We start from the raw sequence: 12,682 nt of genomic DNA, 5'->3' as shown, positions 1-12,682 counted from the left end.
CGCAGGAATAGGTCTGCCGGATGATTGTGAAAAGGAAGATTTCATGCCAGCATTGCACGTTTGTTCGTTTGCTAATCTGGCGCACTATTTTTTAAGGAAAAAGATGAATGCTTTAACGGAAGCCCAAGTACTCGATGCGGAAGAGCGCTTGCGCCTGGCCATGATGGCCTCCGACGTGGCTGTACTGAATGATTTGCTGGCCGATGACTTGTTGTTTACGAATCACCTGGGGCACTTGCTGAGCAAGCATGCGGACCTGGCGGCGCACGAGCAGCGCCTGCTGACCATCACGGACTTGCGCGCCTCCGAGCGCCATGTGCGTATTAACGACAACGTGGCCGTGGTCTCCGTGCGCATGCAGCTGACGGGCAGTTATCACGATGTGGAAACGCATGGCGACTTCCGTTTTACGCGCGTCTGGACGCAGGATGCTGCCGGCGCGCTGCAAGTGATCGCCGCCCATTCGGGCGTCGTGGCATAGGGGTGATGTAGTGGATCATCGTTCCAAAGGGCAGCTGTTTGAGGCTGTCATCGCCGCCGGTCCGGCCACTCTGGCCATCACGGCCGGCTATCCCGTGCTGGTGTACAACCTGGTGCGCACCTATGCCGACGCACCCGGCGCCAATGCCCTGGCCGCGCTGCTGCTGACGGGCGGCCTGTGGGCCTTGCTGGAATTCTGGCGCATCGCCCTGGCGACGGTGGCGCGCAAGGCATATGCGTTCAACTGGCGCTTCTGGCTGGCCATCGCCGGTTTTCTCGCCTGCTTCGTGCGCTTCGTGCCGGACATGCCAGCCGGACTGATGCTGCTGTTGCTGGTGTTGCCGGCACTGGCGTGGACGCATTTCATCTTGTTGCAGATCAAGCGTCCGCGCAAGGCTTGATTGCTGGAAGTGGCGTAGCGGGAGCGATATAGCATGAGTGAGATCAAAAAACTGGGCGAGCAATTCCACGAGATAGCGTCGAAATCCGATTCTTTCATGGCGACTTATTTGGATGCCGTCAAGCTGCGCGTGGAGCGAACGTTGATCGGCAAAGGGCCGTTGTGTAACGTCAGGCCATTCGAAGCCCAAAGGGCCGGTTTCAAGCCGGGAAAAGAGTTAAAGTCGCTGCCCGCGAAGTTTAAAGATACTCATGTGTACCATCTCGATGGGGAGGGCAGGGTTATTTTGGTGGAAAGCTATGGCGGATCTGCTGCTGTCCTCAACAGGAGCTTCTATTTTCATGAGCGCGGCGAGCTTAAAAGCGTGCACTTCAATGCCGGCGGAAGCTTGAGGAATGTCATGCTCAGTTTTCTTGACGGGGCACGCATCACGCAGGACATTAATTTCGGGAAATTTGGCGAAGCCAGTTACGATTATCTGTATGAGGATGATCGCCTCCAGTCCATCATGGTCCGGCAGAGAGAGCATGGCCAGGAAAACCATACCGGATATCAGATTCTATTCGGCTATGTGGACGGACAGATGGACAATATTTTCCACGTATTTCCGAATGGATATCAGGAGCAGCGCTATCCATGACGGTGGCGGTTTTTAAGGCAAGGCCATGAAAAGATACATGTGGCATCTGTATTATGGTGGAACAGATGTGGTGGACGCCAATGAAGCGTGGACGAGCGGGCATGTCGGTGCGGGCATCTGTACAGACTGCGGAAATTATATGCCTGGGAATGAAGGCGATTTCGCCGTGGTCGTGGATCAGCGCATTCCTGCAAAAGCAGATATGTTTTCAATGGGGCGCTTATCGCCGTCCATCATGTCCGCCAGACTGCGGAAATTGCTGCCGGAGAGCATCAACGAATTCTTGAGGTTCGGTGACCTCTATCTCGGTGATCTTTCGAGGAAGATGGAGAGCCACTTCGCCTTTGTTGGCGGAACGCCATGGGTTCTGCTCTTTGGTGATCAGCCGGCAATCATGGATGGTGAAATAGTAGTGGACGCAAAAATTGCGACTTGCCCTGCCTGTGGTGTGATATTCGGCTTTGGGCGTGGGAAGAGGCATGCCGATACCAGCGTCAACGTGATCCGTGAAATTTCGTGGACGGAATTTGGCGGAATGTTAATTTCTGACGAAATCATGCAATCCTTGACTGGCATTAAATTGAACAATGTCAGAGTTGAAAAAATAGAAATCCGCTAGGCGCGCCTCGGGTACGCATAAATGCCCGATTGTGACTGATAGTGGCCGGCGGCAATGCACCTGCTGACTATGACTGGCCGTCGCCATCCTGCACGTCGAGCCACTGTATCCGTCCATTGCCCGCCTCATGCAGATGGGCCAGCAGGGCGGTGGCGGCCGCTTCCGCAAGGCTGAAGTCGAACAGTACATGCTCGCCGTGCGCCACGTTCAGCAAGGTGGCGCCGGCGCCATCGAGTTCGCGGCGCAGCATGCCTTCCATCGCATACGGCACCGTGCAGCGCAGGGTACGCTGGCGCACGATGGCTGTCTTTTCCGCCTGCAGCAGCGCTTGCGCCACGCTATCCGTGTAGGCGCGCACCAGGCCGCCCGCGCCCAGCTTGATCCCGCCAAAGTAACGCACCACGGTCGCCAGCACGCCTTCCAGGTCCTGGTGGCGCAGCACGTCGAGCATGGGCCGCCCGGCCGTGCCGCTAGGTTCGCCATCATCGACGGCCGCCGACTGCCCGCCCGCCAGCAGGGCCCAGCACACATGGCAGGCGCCCGGATGCTGCGCCTTCAAGTCATTGACCACCTGCTGCGCGCTGGCGCGGTCCGTCATCGGCTGCACGCAACCAATGAAACGGCTTTTCTTGATGATCAGTTCGCTGTGGACGGGGGTGGCAATGGTAAACGGCATGGCGGGTGCGAAGGCGGGCAAAGCAGCATCATAGAGGAAATGCGCGCCGGGGACGAGTCAGCCGAGTCAAGCGGCGGACGCGGATACCAGTTCGCGCAGCGCAAGGTCGCGCACTTGCAGGATGTCGAACAGGCCCAGCGCGTGCAGGGCGGGCAAGGCGTCGAGGATGTCGCGCTCGGCGATGCTTCGTTCGGCGTCGCTGGTGGTCTCGTCCAGCCACAGCCGGGCATTGGCGAGGAAGGCGCCCACCGTTCCCTTGCGCACGGTGACGCCATTGAACTGGCCCTGGTTTTGTTGATCGGCTAATACGTCTTCTGCACGCATGGTGAACTCCTGAAGGTTGGAAAGACTTCACTGTATGATGGGCGGATTGTCTTGCCTGCGTTGTTTATGTCATTCGATACGTCAAATCCGCCAATTTTTCCAGCGTCGCCGCCGCCGCCGCTGCGCGCCATGCGCATTGCCCAGCCGCAAGAACGGGTGACGGCGGCGCACCGCCATGCCAGCGGCCAGCTGTTCGGCGCCATGCGGGGCTTGCTTTCCGTTGCAGCCGACAGCGGACAGTGGGTGGTGCCGGCCAGCCACTGCGTGTGGATGCCGTCCCATCACGTGCATGCGCTGCGTTCGCATGGCCCGTTTGCGGGCTGGAGCGTGTATGTGGACGAGGCCAGTTGCGCCGGCTTGCCCGCCGCGCCTTGCGTGATGCGCGTCTCGGGCTTGCTGCGCGAGGCGGTGGGCCGCGCCAGCGCCTGGGACGGGGGCGCGCTGTACGCGCGGCAGATCAGGGTAGCGGGCGTGATCCTCGACGAGATCGCCGCCGCGCCGCACGAATCCTTCGGCTTGCCCCTGCCCACGGACCCGCGCCTGCTGCGCGTGGCGCGCGCCGTGCTCGATGACCTGGCCGACGAGCGGGGCGTGGAAGCGCTGGCCGCCTGGGCCGGCCTGTCGCCGCGCACCCTGGCGCGCCGTTTCACGATCGAGACGGGCTTTACGCCCTCCGTCTGGCGCCAGCGCGCCCGCATCCTGCGCGCCTTGGAATTATTGGCCACCGGCCAGCCCGTCACGACGATTGCGCTGGACCTGGGCTACGACAACGTCAGCGCCTTCATCGCCATGTTCAAGCGCGTGATGGGCGTGACGCCGGGCAGGTATGGGGAAGGGAATTACAGTGAATCGAGCAATATCGGCGTTTGATAAAGCGCAACTTGCTGCAGATAGAGACGGCCAAGGCTGAAATCGTGTATGAATGCCGGACTGGACCCTGGCCCCGTTACTTGCCGCCTTACAGTCCGGAACTGAATCGCATCGAGATCCTGTGGAAACAGGCCAAGTATTTCTGGCGCCGTTTTGTCGGTCTGAAAGGAAGCGAGTTGCTGAGCGAGGCGGCATCCTTGATGAAAGGTTTTGGAACTGCATTCACGAATAAATTTCGCCTGACTACTTGGTTCTCTTTCGCTGCGATGCGAATATTTCTGATATCACTGATGTGATTGGTTTTAAGGTTGGTGGGTTAGTGATCCAGGTTTCAGGCGGCACCCTTGATGCCGTAATGGGTTTTGGGGATAGCTCATAACCAGCCATAATTTTCAGGGCAGCTTCTTTTGTGAAGTAACGGAGCGTGTGTTGTTGCATAACAATTTTGGTTGGACTTAGGGATCTGGCGAGCAGAAGTTCATAGGTTTCTTTTTTTTCGCTAGTATTTAAATAATCGATTTCATCTATTTTCAGAAAAGCTTTTGCAATATGTTCCCAGATTCGTATTTCTGTTTCTGGATTCTTGTCGCGTGAGAAAGACTCATGCCATCCTTCCTCACATTCTGGAAAAACTTCATGCAGAATATGGCTGACGACAGATATTCTTTCTTTTTGGGTGTTACTTAAAGTGCTGGTGCCAATAGGTAGCTGTATTATTTCTTTAAGGGGAATTGAGATAATTTCACCATACTTCTCTTGGTATTGATCATTTATTGGAGGTTCTGGTTCTTGGGTTGTTATTAGATCAACCGAAATAATAGGCCGGTCATGCTGACGCTCAGTATTTAAATTGGAGCAGACCTCAAGAACAATATGTCGCGCTATTTTTTCCGGAATTCGGAAAAATTCTCGGGAATTATTTACGCGGAAAGCGGCAAGCCGGTGATGCACTATGCGTTCTGCAATTCTACAGTCCGCAACACTGCAAGCAAATAGAACATCAAACGGTTCTGGTACTCCAGTTGCACCTGAGTACAGTTGTTTTGCTCGGGAGTTGGTTTGTTTTTTTGTCATTCCAATCTTTAAAATGTTTCTTTGGAAAGACTTGTTCTTTAGAATGTATAGCTGGCTCGAGTCCATGTTTTAACGTGTTGGAATGGCTGAAAAACGGAGTATATCAGCTAACGTTGCTTATTTTTTTACTTTACTTGCTATGTTAATTTTTTCTTGATAAGGCGCAAGTTGGCCAAAAAAAAGCCAACCGCGAACGGTTGGCTTCTCTGAAGTATTTGGTAGGCCGTGCGGGATTCGAACCTGCGACCAACGGATTAAAAGTCCGCTGCTCTACCAGCTGAGCTAACGACCCAAAAACTTTACAACTGAACTGCGGTAACACTGTGCGGTACGCGCTTGCCATGGCGGCAAGTCAGCATGCTGCAAATTCTTGGTAGGCCGTGCGGGATTCGAACCTGCGACCAACGGATTAAAAGTCCGCTGCTCTACCAGCTGAGCTAACGACCCAAGGGCGGCTATTATGACGGCCAACGGCGGTTTTGGGAAGGGCAGGGATGGAAAAAAGCCTTGCGTGGTGTCCGGGTACGGCATAATATAGGTAGATAGACTACCTACTTATATGTGCCCATGCCCAATACTGAAGACTTCCCCATTCCCGCACGCGCGCTGGCGCTGTCCGATGACTTGCGCCTGGCGTTCAAGCGCCTGCTGCGCTCCATGCAGCGCGAAGGGGGCGAGCTGGAAGGTAGTGTGTCGATGATGCAATACATGCTGCTGGCGCTGATCCACGAGCAGCCCGGCGTCGGCGTGGCCGCGCTGGCGCGCCTGCAGAATGTGCGCGGGCCGACCGTCAGCGCGCAGGTCAAGTCGCTCGAAGTAGCGGGCCTGGTCGAGCGCAGCGCGCCCGATCCGCAAGACCGCCGCCGTTCGGGCTTGCAGGTGTCCGCGCAAGGCTTGAGCATGCTCGAAACCTTGCGCGCGCGCCGTCGCGATGCGCTGGCGCGGCGCATCGCCCGCTTGTCGCCGCAGCAGATCGATGCACTGGCCGCCGCCATGCAGCCGCTGCTTGAGATTGGCCAGGCATGAGCGGCCACGATCACGCCGCAGGTGCTGAAAAAGACGCCGCGAAGCCCGTCACCGAGCGCGAAGTGCGCGCCATCTACCTGGGCCTGATGGCCGTGCTGGGCCTCGGTGCGCTGGATCAGAGCATCGTCGCCACGGCCTTGCCGCGCATCGTCGATGATCTGGGAGGCATGGCGCATTTGTCGTGGGTGGTGACGGCGTACGTGCTGGCCTCGACGGCCACCATGCCCCTGTACGGCAAGCTGGCCGACCAGTACGGCCGCCGTCCCATGATCTTCACGGCCCTGCTGACCTTTTTGCTCGGTTCCGTGCTGTGTGGATTGGCGCAGAACATGACGGAGCTGATCATCTTCCGCGCCATCCAGGGCCTCGGTGCGGGCGGCTTCATGCCGCTGGCGCAAATCATCATCGGCGACATCGTGCCGCCGGCCGAACGGGGCAAGCGGCAAGGCATGGTGCCCATCGTGTATGCCGTCACCAGCGTGCTGGGCCCCGTGTTGGGCGGCGTCATCACGGATGCCTTGTCGTGGCACTGGATTTTCTATGTCAACCTGCCCATCGGCGCGGCCGCCTTTGTCATCATTGCGCGCGCCATGCGCAAACCCGTGCGCACGCATGCGCACAAGATCGATTACCTGGGGTCCGCCTTGCTGACGGGCGCCATCACGGCGGCCCTGCTGGTGCTGGCGCTGGGCGGCACGGAGTGGCCGTGGGATTCCTTGGCCATCAAGGTGTGCGGCGGCATTGCCGTGCTGCTGGGCGCCTGGCTGGCGTTTCACGTGAGCCGCGTGGATGAACCGGTGCTGCCGCCCGACCTGTTCGAGAACCGCACCTTCAATATCGCCAGCCTGGTGATGGCCATGACTTTCATGGGCTTGATGGGCGCCAGCGTCTTCTTTCCCCTGTTCTTCCAGCTGGTGATGGGCACCAGCCCGGCGGAGTCTGGCGTGATGACGGTGGCGATGATGGTGGGGCTGGTGGCGTCGTCGATGTTCAACGGCCGCGTGCTGTCGCGCTCGGGCAAATACAAGATGGTGCAGGTGGTGGGGCTGGGCGTGGCGGTGCTGGCGTTTGCCGTGCTGGCCTGGGCCATGGCAACGTCGCGCGGGTACTGGATCATCGAGCCGGCCATCTTCTTCCTCGGCACGGGGCTGGGATTGGTGATGCCGAACATGACGATTGCCGTGCAAAATGCCTTGCCTCTGGCGCGCCGGGGCGTGGGCACGGCCATGCTGGCCTTTTTCCGCTCATTGGGTGGCTTGCTGGGCGTGACGGCGTCCGGCGCCATCCTGGCGCATCAGCTGCACCAGCATGGCGTGGAAGCCGTCTCGGCACTGGGCGCGCAGGCGGCGGTACAGACGGTGGAGGTCTACCGCCATGCGATCGCCAGCGTGTTTGGCGCCGGCGCCGTGCTGCTGCTATTGGGACTGGTCTTCCTGCTGTTCCTGCCGGAACTGCCCCTGGAGGGGCATCCGGCAACGGTCAAGGATGATCAATAGCGCTCGAGCCAGTGCGCGTACGGCGCCGGCAGGGTCCACGAGGCGCGTTCCACGCCGAGTTCCTTGGCGGCAAAGTATGCCCAGTGCGGATTGGCCAGGTGCGCCTTGCCGACCATCACCACGTCCAGTTGCTCTTCCTTGACGACGCGCTCGGCAATGGCCGGCGTGCCGAAGCCCCAGGCGGACGAGACGGGTACGCCCGCCTCGCGGCGCACGCGCTCGGCAATCGGGCCCATGAAGGCGGGGCCCCATGGAATCGACACGTCGGGAATCGTGAAGCCCATGCTGACGCTGAGCATATCCATGCCCGCATCCTTGAACTGGCGCACGAGGCCGATCGATTCAAGCAGGGTTTGCTCGTCGCGGCCGTCGAATTCCAGCACGCCGAAGCGGATCGTCAGCGGCAGGTGCTCGGGCCATACGGCACGCACGGCTTTCAACGTTTCCAGCAGGAAGCGGCTGCGGTTTTCCAGGCTGCCGCCGTAGATGTCGTCGCGCTGGTTCGCGTGGGTGGAAAAGAAGCTTTGCGCCAGGTAACCGTGGGCGAAGTGCAGTTCCAGCCATTCGAAGCCCACTTCGCGGGCGCGAATAGCCGCGTCGACGAAGTTCTGTTGCACGCGGGCGATATCGTCGAGATCCATGGCATGCGGCACTTTCGGCAGGCCGCCGCCAAAGGCGATGGCGGACGGGGCGATGGTTTGCCAGCCGCGTGCGTCGCCTTCAGCGATATGGTCGTCGCCTTCCCATGGACGGTTGGCGCTGGCCTTGCGGCCCGCGTGGGCGATCTGGATGCCGGGCACGGAGCCGGCCGCCTTGATGGCTTTGACGACAGGCACGAACGCTTGCGCCAGGTCATCGTTCCAGATACCCGTGCATCCGGGCGTGATGCGGCCTTCCGGCGCCACGGCCGTCGCTTCGACGATCACCAGACCCGCGCCGCCTCGGGCCATGCCCGCATAGTGCGACAGATGCCAGTCGTTGGCCTGGCCATCGACAGCCATGTACTGGCACATGGGCGGCACGGCGATGCGGTTGCGCAGGGTGATGTCTTTGAGGGTGTAGGGCTGAAAGAGGGCGGACATGGTGGCCTTTGTGTATGTTGATGGAAAAGTAGGGAAATGTTGATTCGGTAGTTCGTAAATATTCGAAGAATGGAATTAGTATAGCGCATGCTGTATGATTCTGCTCATGCGTCCACACAAACATCCTTCCGCCAGCGAATTCGTCCTCGAGCGCGTACTCTACGCCTTGAGCGATTCCATCCGCCTCGACATCGTGCGCCACCTGGCCAGAGTGGACGCGGCCGCCTGCGGCGACCTCGATGGCGGGCGGCCGAAGTCGACTGTCTCCCACCATTTCAAGGTCTTGCGCGAAGCGGGCCTCGTCTACACGGAAAACGCGGGCACGACGCACATGAACACCCTGCGCCGCGCCGATATCGACAGCCGCTTCCCCGGCTTGCTCGACGCCATCCTGGCGCAGCAGACCTTGGCGTCCGGGCCGCCGGAGGCGGAAAAACCGGTGGCTTAGCCGCCTGCCGTGCCCCGCCATTTGCCAGGCTCGGCTATCATGTCGGCCTTTCGGTAAATCCTCGGCCGCGCGCCAGTTGCGCGATGGGCTGGCGACACTACCTGGCATGGCAAGGGATGGGAATGACGGCAGTAGCAGCGGTATCAGGGGCGGACCTGGCAAGTCGTCCGCAGTTTGGCTGGATCAATGGTTTAAAGGCGGGCGCGGCGCAGTTGATCGTGTTGCACCACCTGGCGTTTTACGGCCCCATGTCCGACTATGTGCGGCCCCTGTGGCCCGAGTTGCTCGACTGGCTGGGCGGCAGCGCGCGCATCGCCGTGCAAGTGTTTCTCGTCATCGGCGGCTTCCTGGTCGCCAAATCCCTTTCTCCCGCCGGCCGTCCCGGCATCGCCACCCCCTTGCAAGCCGTCTGGCGCCGCTATGCCAAGCTGGCACCGCCTTTCCTGGCCGCCACCTTGCTCGCCGCCGTCATCACGCCCGTGGCTGGCATCTGGATGCTGCACGATTCCATGTCGGCCGCCGTCACCCTGGGACAGCTGAGCGCCCATGCCTTGCTGCTGCACGGCGTGCTTGGCTATGAATCGCTGTCGGCCGGCGCCTGGTACGTGGCCATCGATTTCCAGCTGTACCTGCTGACGGTATCGCTGCTGTGGCTGGGCGGCCGCCTGGCGGGCCAGCGGCGCGGACACTGGCTGATGCCGCTGGCCGTCACCGTGGGCATCACCTTTTCCCTGCTGTATTTCAACCTGGACGCGGGCTGGGACAATTGGGCGCCGTATTTCTTCGGCAGCTATGGCCTGGGACTCATGGCCTGGTGGGCCAGCGACCCCAGGCGCAAGCCCGGTGCCATGGCCGCGCTCATGGCCATGGCCGCCGTGCCCGTCCTGCTGGCCCTGGCCGTCGATTACCGCAGCCGCATCGCCCTGGCCCTGATCGTCGCTTGCGCGCTGTTCCTGTTCGGCCGCGCCCGCACGCCTGCGCAGGGCCGCGCCTGGCGCATCGTCAACGCCCTGGGGCGCATCTCGTATGCGGTGTTCCTCGTCCACTTCCCTGTCAGCCTGATGGTGAATGCGCTGTTTATCAGCTATGTCCCGCTCGAACCGGCCTGGCAGGCGCTGGGCATGCTGACCGCCTGGGGCGCCAGTCTGGCGGCCGGGGCGGCGTTTCACCGCTGGGTGGAGGTGCCGCTGGGGCGAGTGATGCAGGCGTGGGTGGCGAAGGCCGGCATGCGGACCGTTTCGGTTTGAATTCCGCCATGGGCGCGGCGGTGGTTGCTATACGGAAATGTTAATCTCTGCTAGTCTTCTTGCTTATTCGAAATATAACGATAGCAAGGAGATGCATGCATTCCACCATCACTTTCATGAAAATAACGGCAGTCGTGCTGGCGGCCACCTTCGGCTTGGGCGCCTGCTCCTGGAGCAGAGTGACAAAAGAGGCGCACCTGAAGCAGGTAGGGCAGTTCAATATCATGGGTATCGACAAGGATGAGGCGATCAAGCGGATCAGTGATGCTGGATTTACTTGCACAGAGGGCCTGTATTATCGCAAGGGAGAGGTGCTTGTCATCTCTGGCTATGTAAAAGACAGTGGGAAGATGCCCATCGTCGTGGAGAAGGTGAGTTGCGGCAAGCGAAATCTGGAACTGATGTGTCCGCAACGCCGCTATATCGATTTCGAATACGCAAAAGCCGACAATAAAGTGGTGTACATGCGCCCATGGATCATGGAGCAGAGCTGTTTTTAGGCCGAGCCAAAACGGCGACGTAAAACAAAAAAGCCAACCGCGAACGGTTGGCTTCTTCATAGTATTTGGTAGGCCGTGCGGGATTCGAACCTGCGACCAACGGATTAAAAGTCCGCTGCTCTACCAGCTGAGCTAACGACCCAAAAACTTTTTACAACAACTTCGGTAACACTGTGCTGTAAAAAAATGCTTGCTAGTACAACTCGCAAGCAGATCAGTACTGCGTATTCGTGGTAGGCCGTGCGGGATTCGAACCTGCGACCAACGGATTAAAAGTCCGCTGCTCTACCAGCTGAGCTAACGACCCGAAGAAGGAAGATTATAGGGGGTGCCCGGGATTCTGTCAAACCTAACGGGCAACTTTTTCCCCGGTTTTACTTTTTGCCGGCCCGTTCCTTGGCCGCTTGCGCCGCGCTGGAGTCCGGGTAGCGCGAGATCAGGGCGTTCAGGGTCTTGGTCGCGTTCGGCTTGTCTTTCAGCTCCGTGTAGCAGCTGGCGATGTTGAGCATGGCGTCGGGCGCCTTCGGGCTGTCCGGGTAGTGTTTCAGCACTGCCTGCTGGGCCGTGATGGCGCTCTTGCAGTCGCGCTGGGCGTAATAGGCGTTGCCCAGCCAGTATTGTGCGTTGGCCGCGTAGGCCGATTCCGGATAGCGTTTCACGAAGGCGTCCAGGGCCGTGACGGCGCCCTTGTAGTCGCCCGACTTGAACAGGCCGAATGCCGACTCGTACGCGCTTTGCTCGGAGACGCCGACGGCCGCTTCCTGGCCATCGATGGTGACCTGGCGGGGCTCGAGCTTGCGCAGGCGCGCGTCGATGTCGGTGTAGAAATCCTTCTGGCGCTTTTGCACATTCGTCAGGTCGTTGCCCAGCACTTCGATCTGGCCGCGCAGGCGGGCGATCTCTTGCATGGTCTGGTCGTGCTGGTTGAGCAGGCTCAAGGTGCTGGTCTTGTCCGCCTTGGCGTCGATGCGGCTGTTCAAGTCGCGCGCCATGGCGTCCACCTTGGCGCGCAGCTCGAGGATGGCCTTGCGCGCTTCGTCGTCATCGAACAGGGCGGCGTTGGCGTGCAGGGGCAGGTAGGCAAACGCGGCCATCAAGGCGGCGGCGACGCCGGCTTTCGAGAATGTCATCATGAGTCGGGCTTTCAAAAGTTACGCAAACATGCAAACGGGGCGCCGGGCGGTGAACCACCGCGCTGCGCCCCATTATTATGCCTATGACTGGCCAGTTAGGTAAGCGTCAATGCTGCGGCGCTCACCCGTGAACATCAATAAACGATGTCAGCGCGGCGGTTTTCTGCCCATGCTGCTTCGTTGCTGCCTTGTGCTTTAGGCTTTTCTTTGCCCAGCGACACGGCTTCCATTTGGCCTTCTGGCACGCCCAGGGCGGCCATCGACTTGCGCACGGCTTCAGCACGTTTCTGACCCAGGGCCAGGTTGTACTCAGCGCCACCGCGTTCATCGGTGTTACCTTGGATCAGGATCTTGCGGCTAGGCGTTTTCACCAGGTAGCCAGCGTGGTTTTGCACGACTGCGGTGTCCGCTTCGCGCACGACGTATTTGTCGAAGTCGAAGTAGATGCTGCGGTTAGCCAGCACGCCTTTTGGATCGTCCAGTGGATCGACCGATGCGGTCGTTACTGGCTGAACTTGACGGGTGTCAACTGGAGCGACGACTTTTTCAGGAGCGCGCTCAACCACTGGGGTTTCTGCGACTTTGACTGGGGTGCTGCAGGCGGACAGCAGGGCTGCGGTAGCGGCGATGAAAGCCAAACTTTTAAAGTTACTCATTTTTATTCTCC

The 12,682-nt window shown here is 59.7% G+C and carries 17 protein-coding genes and 4 tRNA genes; 11 read left to right on the top strand and 10 right to left on the bottom strand.

Annotation, left to right across the window (positions count from 1 at the left end; all coding sequences use genetic code 11):
• Window positions 1–103: 103 nt before the first annotated feature.
• Genes O0882_RS24015 through O0882_RS24000 form a run of 4 tightly spaced genes read left to right on the top strand, consistent with a single transcriptional unit; the run spans window position 104 to window position 2,139 of the window.
• Window positions 104–481: a nuclear transport factor 2 family protein gene (locus O0882_RS24015; RefSeq protein ID WP_289952143.1), complete on the top strand. Its 378-nt coding sequence runs from the start codon at window positions 104–106 to the stop codon at window positions 479–481.
• Between the two features lie 10 nt (window positions 482–491).
• Window positions 492–881: a hypothetical protein gene (locus tag O0882_RS24010; RefSeq protein ID WP_289952141.1), complete on the top strand. Its 390-nt coding sequence runs from the start codon at window positions 492–494 to the stop codon at window positions 879–881.
• 33 nt (window positions 882–914) lie between these two features.
• Window positions 915–1,520 carry a hypothetical protein gene (locus O0882_RS24005; RefSeq protein WP_289952139.1) on the top strand — a complete coding sequence of 202 codons (606 nt, stop codon included), beginning with the start codon at window positions 915–917 and terminating at the stop codon, window positions 1,518–1,520.
• Window positions 1,521–1,545: 25 nt separating this feature from the next.
• Complete coding sequence (locus O0882_RS24000) at window positions 1,546–2,139, top strand: hypothetical protein (protein WP_289952137.1); 594 nt, start codon at window positions 1,546–1,548, stop codon at window positions 2,137–2,139.
• A 67-nt stretch (window positions 2,140–2,206) separates the two neighbouring features.
• Here the strand turns inward: O0882_RS24000 and O0882_RS23995 are convergent, their stop codons facing one another.
• Window positions 2,207–2,815, bottom strand: coding sequence for a YigZ family protein (locus O0882_RS23995; protein ID WP_289952135.1), 609 nt, complete (start codon window positions 2,813–2,815; stop codon window positions 2,207–2,209).
• A gap of 66 nt (window positions 2,816–2,881) precedes the next feature.
• Complete coding sequence (locus O0882_RS23990) at window positions 2,882–3,139, bottom strand: hypothetical protein (protein ID WP_289952132.1); 258 nt, start codon at window positions 3,137–3,139, stop codon at window positions 2,882–2,884.
• 129 nt (window positions 3,140–3,268) lie between these two features.
• Here O0882_RS23990 and O0882_RS23985 point away from each other — a divergent pair, with 129 nt between their 5' ends.
• Window positions 3,269–4,009: a helix-turn-helix transcriptional regulator gene (locus O0882_RS23985; RefSeq protein WP_289952130.1), complete on the top strand. Its 741-nt coding sequence runs from the start codon at window positions 3,269–3,271 to the stop codon at window positions 4,007–4,009.
• 44 nt (window positions 4,010–4,053) lie between these two features.
• Window positions 4,054–4,305, top strand: coding sequence for a transposase (locus O0882_RS29135; protein ID WP_354670289.1), 252 nt, complete (start codon window positions 4,054–4,056; stop codon window positions 4,303–4,305).
• Here O0882_RS29135 and O0882_RS23980 read toward each other — a convergent pair.
• The 3 genes from O0882_RS23980 to O0882_RS23970 all read right to left on the bottom strand — a co-directional run bounded on the left by O0882_RS23980 (window position 4,253) and on the right by O0882_RS23970 (window position 5,530).
• On the bottom strand, window positions 4,253–5,149 hold the full coding sequence (locus O0882_RS23980) for a GIY-YIG nuclease family protein (protein WP_289952126.1): 897 nt from the start codon (window positions 5,147–5,149) through the stop codon (window positions 4,253–4,255). The two genes, O0882_RS29135 and O0882_RS23980, sit on opposite strands and share 53 nt — an antisense overlap.
• 150 nt (window positions 5,150–5,299) lie before the next feature.
• Window positions 5,300–5,375, bottom strand: a tRNA-Lys gene (locus O0882_RS23975).
• A gap of 79 nt (window positions 5,376–5,454) precedes the next feature.
• Window positions 5,455–5,530: transfer RNA gene (locus O0882_RS23970), tRNA-Lys, on the bottom strand.
• A gap of 120 nt (window positions 5,531–5,650) precedes the next feature.
• Between O0882_RS23970 and O0882_RS23965 the strand changes: the two genes are divergently transcribed.
• A complete protein-coding gene (locus O0882_RS23965) occupies window positions 5,651–6,109 on the top strand; it encodes a MarR family transcriptional regulator (RefSeq protein ID WP_289952125.1) in 459 nt (152 codons plus the stop codon).
• Window positions 6,106–7,605, top strand: coding sequence for an MDR family MFS transporter (locus O0882_RS23960; protein WP_289952124.1), 1,500 nt, complete (start codon window positions 6,106–6,108; stop codon window positions 7,603–7,605). The genes O0882_RS23965 and O0882_RS23960 overlap by 4 nt, the downstream gene beginning before the upstream one ends.
• On the opposite strand, the gene O0882_RS23955 is transcribed toward O0882_RS23960, so the two are convergent.
• Complete coding sequence (locus tag O0882_RS23955) at window positions 7,599–8,687, bottom strand: NADH:flavin oxidoreductase/NADH oxidase (RefSeq protein ID WP_289952123.1); 1,089 nt, start codon at window positions 8,685–8,687, stop codon at window positions 7,599–7,601. The genes O0882_RS23960 and O0882_RS23955 overlap by 7 nt on opposite strands.
• Before the next feature lie 106 nt (window positions 8,688–8,793).
• Here O0882_RS23955 and O0882_RS23950 point away from each other — a divergent pair, with 106 nt between their 5' ends.
• From O0882_RS23950 to O0882_RS23940, 3 genes are all read left to right on the top strand, one after another.
• Window positions 8,794–9,135, top strand: coding sequence for a helix-turn-helix domain-containing protein (locus O0882_RS23950; protein ID WP_289952122.1), 342 nt, complete (start codon window positions 8,794–8,796; stop codon window positions 9,133–9,135).
• A 122-nt stretch (window positions 9,136–9,257) separates the two neighbouring features.
• On the top strand, window positions 9,258–10,382 hold the full coding sequence (locus O0882_RS23945; RefSeq protein WP_289952121.1) for an acyltransferase: 1,125 nt from the start codon (window positions 9,258–9,260) through the stop codon (window positions 10,380–10,382).
• Between the two features lie 95 nt (window positions 10,383–10,477).
• On the top strand, window positions 10,478–10,882 hold the full coding sequence (locus O0882_RS23940) for a hypothetical protein (protein ID WP_289952120.1): 405 nt from the start codon (window positions 10,478–10,480) through the stop codon (window positions 10,880–10,882).
• A 66-nt stretch (window positions 10,883–10,948) separates the two neighbouring features.
• Here the strand turns inward: O0882_RS23940 and O0882_RS23935 are convergent.
• The 4 genes from O0882_RS23935 to pal all read right to left on the bottom strand — a co-directional run bounded on the left by O0882_RS23935 (window position 10,949) and on the right by pal (window position 12,671).
• A tRNA-Lys gene (locus O0882_RS23935) sits at window positions 10,949–11,024 on the bottom strand.
• 89 nt (window positions 11,025–11,113) lie between these two features.
• Window positions 11,114–11,189 (bottom strand) — tRNA-Lys (locus O0882_RS23930).
• 67 nt (window positions 11,190–11,256) lie between these two features.
• Window positions 11,257–12,015, bottom strand: coding sequence for a tol-pal system protein YbgF (gene ybgF, locus O0882_RS23925; RefSeq protein WP_289952119.1), 759 nt, complete (start codon window positions 12,013–12,015; stop codon window positions 11,257–11,259).
• Between the two features lie 134 nt (window positions 12,016–12,149).
• A complete protein-coding gene (gene pal / locus O0882_RS23920; protein ID WP_096234468.1) occupies window positions 12,150–12,671 on the bottom strand; it encodes a peptidoglycan-associated lipoprotein Pal in 522 nt (173 codons plus the stop codon).
• Window positions 12,672–12,682: the final 11 nt, after the last annotated feature.

The sequence above is a fragment of the Janthinobacterium sp. SUN073 genome (genome assembly GCF_030397665.1).
In the GTDB taxonomy this organism is placed as follows: Bacteria; Pseudomonadota; Gammaproteobacteria; order Burkholderiales; family Burkholderiaceae_D; genus Janthinobacterium.
Note: the sequence above shows the minus strand (reverse complement) of the source record. Positions and strands in the feature narration are given on the sequence as shown.

Coding starts and splice junctions, on each gene's coding strand:
- O0882_RS23950 (WP_289952122.1), top strand. CDS start 8,794: ATGCGTCCACACAAACATCCTTCCGCCAGCGAATTCGTCCTCGAGCGC.
- O0882_RS23990 (WP_289952132.1), bottom strand. CDS start 3,139: ATGCGTGCAGAAGACGTATTAGCCGATCAACAAAACCAGGGCCAGTTC.
- O0882_RS23960 (WP_289952124.1), top strand. CDS start 6,106: ATGAGCGGCCACGATCACGCCGCAGGTGCTGAAAAAGACGCCGCGAAG.
- O0882_RS23945 (WP_289952121.1), top strand. CDS start 9,258: ATGACGGCAGTAGCAGCGGTATCAGGGGCGGACCTGGCAAGTCGTCCG.
- O0882_RS23965 (WP_289952125.1), top strand. CDS start 5,651: ATGCCCAATACTGAAGACTTCCCCATTCCCGCACGCGCGCTGGCGCTG.
- ybgF (WP_289952119.1), bottom strand. CDS start 12,015: ATGATGACATTCTCGAAAGCCGGCGTCGCCGCCGCCTTGATGGCCGCG.
- O0882_RS23995 (WP_289952135.1), bottom strand. CDS start 2,815: ATGCCGTTTACCATTGCCACCCCCGTCCACAGCGAACTGATCATCAAG.
- O0882_RS23985 (WP_289952130.1), top strand. CDS start 3,269: ATGCGCATTGCCCAGCCGCAAGAACGGGTGACGGCGGCGCACCGCCAT.
- O0882_RS24005 (WP_289952139.1), top strand. CDS start 915: ATGAGTGAGATCAAAAAACTGGGCGAGCAATTCCACGAGATAGCGTCG.
- O0882_RS23955 (WP_289952123.1), bottom strand. CDS start 8,687: ATGTCCGCCCTCTTTCAGCCCTACACCCTCAAAGACATCACCCTGCGC.
- O0882_RS23980 (WP_289952126.1), bottom strand. CDS start 5,149: ATGGACTCGAGCCAGCTATACATTCTAAAGAACAAGTCTTTCCAAAGA.
- O0882_RS24000 (WP_289952137.1), top strand. CDS start 1,546: ATGAAAAGATACATGTGGCATCTGTATTATGGTGGAACAGATGTGGTG.
- O0882_RS23940 (WP_289952120.1), top strand. CDS start 10,478: ATGCATTCCACCATCACTTTCATGAAAATAACGGCAGTCGTGCTGGCG.
- O0882_RS24015 (WP_289952143.1), top strand. CDS start 104: ATGAATGCTTTAACGGAAGCCCAAGTACTCGATGCGGAAGAGCGCTTG.
- pal (WP_096234468.1), bottom strand. CDS start 12,671: ATGAGTAACTTTAAAAGTTTGGCTTTCATCGCCGCTACCGCAGCCCTG.